Annotated in this window: 2 protein-coding genes; one reads left to right on the top strand and one right to left on the bottom strand. The window is 63.2% G+C overall.

The annotated features are described in order from the left end of the window. Positions 1–244 (bottom strand): helix-turn-helix domain-containing protein (locus tag EN939_RS30635; protein ID WP_164751368.1); only part of this gene is annotated, 244 nt, incomplete at its 3' end. A 154-nt stretch (positions 245–398) separates the two neighbouring features. Between EN939_RS30635 and EN939_RS30630 the strand changes: the two genes are divergently transcribed. Then, positions 399–2228 (top strand): ATP-binding protein, encoded by a 1830-nt coding sequence (locus EN939_RS30630; protein WP_127271391.1) that lies wholly within the window; start codon positions 399–401, stop codon positions 2226–2228. Positions 2229–2288 lie beyond the last annotated feature (60 nt).

Raw genomic sequence — 2288 nt, 5'->3', positions numbered from 1 at the left:
ATATCCCGCCGCCCTGCAATTCCGCGCGCGCGATCAAGGTCGACAGCGTCATGCCGAAGGCCGACGCGATGCGCACCAGAAGCGCCGCCGTCGGGCTGGTCTTGCCCCGCTCGATCGTGCTGAGCATCGCCTTCGAGACGCCGGAATGCTCCGCGAGTTCGGCCAGGGACCAGTCGCGCACGGTCCTTTCGGCGTGTATTCTGCGGCCGATCGTCGAGGAAATGTCGTTCGCTATATCATCCATATGTCTATTATAGCGAAAAATAGACGCCGGAGAAGAGCCGGCTGGCGACAATTTTCACGAGCCCTTTAATGCTCTCTACACCATCCGACATCATCGGGCCTTAACCCCATTCGGGTAGGATCGATGCTCCAGGGAAATGGGGATTGGCCTGTCCATGTATGTCGAACGCGAAGCCTCCGTTGGAGAACCGACATCGCAGGAGCGCCGCGACGCAGAGCAGAACGACAAGCGCATCCTCGGCAATGTCGTGCAATGCGATGGCGCGCGCGCCACCATCAGCGCCTATGCGAATGACGCCGACGGCGCGGTGACCGGCCTGTGGACGGTCGGCAAGATGATTTCCATCAATCTCGGATCGACGCGAACCGTCGGCCTGGTCTACGCAATCGGCAAGTCGGACCGCGCCTGGAGCAATGAGGGCCAGAACGCCATCGAGGTCAGCATCGAGCTGATCGGCGAAGTCCGTGACGGAGCAGAGCCCGGCGGCAAACCGGTCTTCGATCGCGGCATCACCACCTATCCGCATATCGGCGCCGTTGCGCATCGGATCCGCACCCGCGACCTGCAGGCGGTCTATGACCTCGCCGGGCGTCATTCGATCACGATCGGCACGCTAGCGCAGGACGAGACGATCGCCGCCAACATCGCCATCGACGATACGCTGGCGCGTCACTTCGCCATTGTCGGCACGACCGGCGTCGGCAAATCCACCGCCGTCTCGCTGCTGCTGCGCAAGTCGATCGCCGCACGGCCCGACCTGCGCATCCTGATCCTCGACCCGCACAACGAGTTCGCTGCATCGCTGCCCGAATACTGCGTCAGGGTCGATTCCAAAACCTTGGATCTGCCGTTCTGGATGTTCAAGCTCGAGGAATTCGCCGAGGTGCTGTTCCGGGGCCGCGAGACCGAGCCGGAAGAAATCGACGCCTTGCGCGACCTTATCCCGGCCGCCAAGAATCTCTACCGCAACCCGAATTCGGGCTCATATATCAGGCGCGGCAGCGATGCGTTGACCGCCGATACGCCGGTGCCTTACCGCATCGCCGACCTGCTCAAGCAGATCGATGAGCGCATGGGCATGCTCGAAAGCAAGACCGATCGCCCGACGCTCAAATCGCTGAAGACGCGCATCGAATCGGCGGCCGCCGATCCACGCTACCGCTTCATGTTCAACTCGCGCCTGATCGAGGACACCATCCACGAGACGATCGGCAACATCTTCCGCGTGCCGCATCATGGCCGCCCGGTAACCTGCTTCGAGATGGCCGGCATGCCGTCGGAAGTGGTCAATTCGGTCTGCTCGGTGCTGGCGCGCCTGGCCTTCGACCTCGCTCTGTGGAGCGAGGGCAAGCTGCAGTTGCTGTTTTTGTGCGAAGAGGCGCACCGCTATATGCCGGCCGACCCGCGCCTCGGCTTCGCGCCGACAAGGCACGCGCTGTCGCGCATTGCCAAGGAAGGCCGCAAATATGGCTGCTATCTCGGCGTCGTCACCCAGCGCCCGGGCGAGCTCGACCCGACCATCCTTTCGCAATGCTCGACCTTCTTCGCCATGCGGCTTGCCAATGAGCAGGACCAGGCGATCATCCGCTCGGCGATTGCCGACTCTTCCGCCTCGACGCTTGCCTTCCTGTCCTCCATGGGCCAGCGCGAAGCCATCGCCTTCGGCGAAGGCGTGGCGACGACCATGCGGCTGAAGGTCGAAAAACTGCCGAGTGACCTGCTCCCCGGCACCGCAAAACGCGAAGAGGCCACGTCGAAGCCAGGCGACGATGTCGATCTGGTGGCGATCGTGGAACGACTGCGCAATGTGCCTAAATCAACGCAGCAGGCGATGGCCTTCGCCGAGGTCGTCGATTCAGGCCGCCAGGCCGGCGACCCCGACTACCGCAAGCCACCCGCCGCACGCGCGCCATCGGACGACGATTTCGACATGCGCTACGGCCTAAAGCCCGCAACCTTCGGCCTGCGCCCGCAAAACGATTAGGTCAGCAGCGCCAACTCCTCTGCCTTCTGACCGAGAAGCCGCGCCAAGCTTGCGCCCTGC

It is taken from the genome of Mesorhizobium sp. M7A.F.Ca.CA.002.05.1.1, assembly GCF_003998335.1.
Lineage (GTDB): Bacteria > Pseudomonadota > Alphaproteobacteria > Rhizobiales > Rhizobiaceae > Mesorhizobium.
Note: the sequence above shows the minus strand (reverse complement) of the source record. Positions and strands in the feature narration are given on the sequence as shown.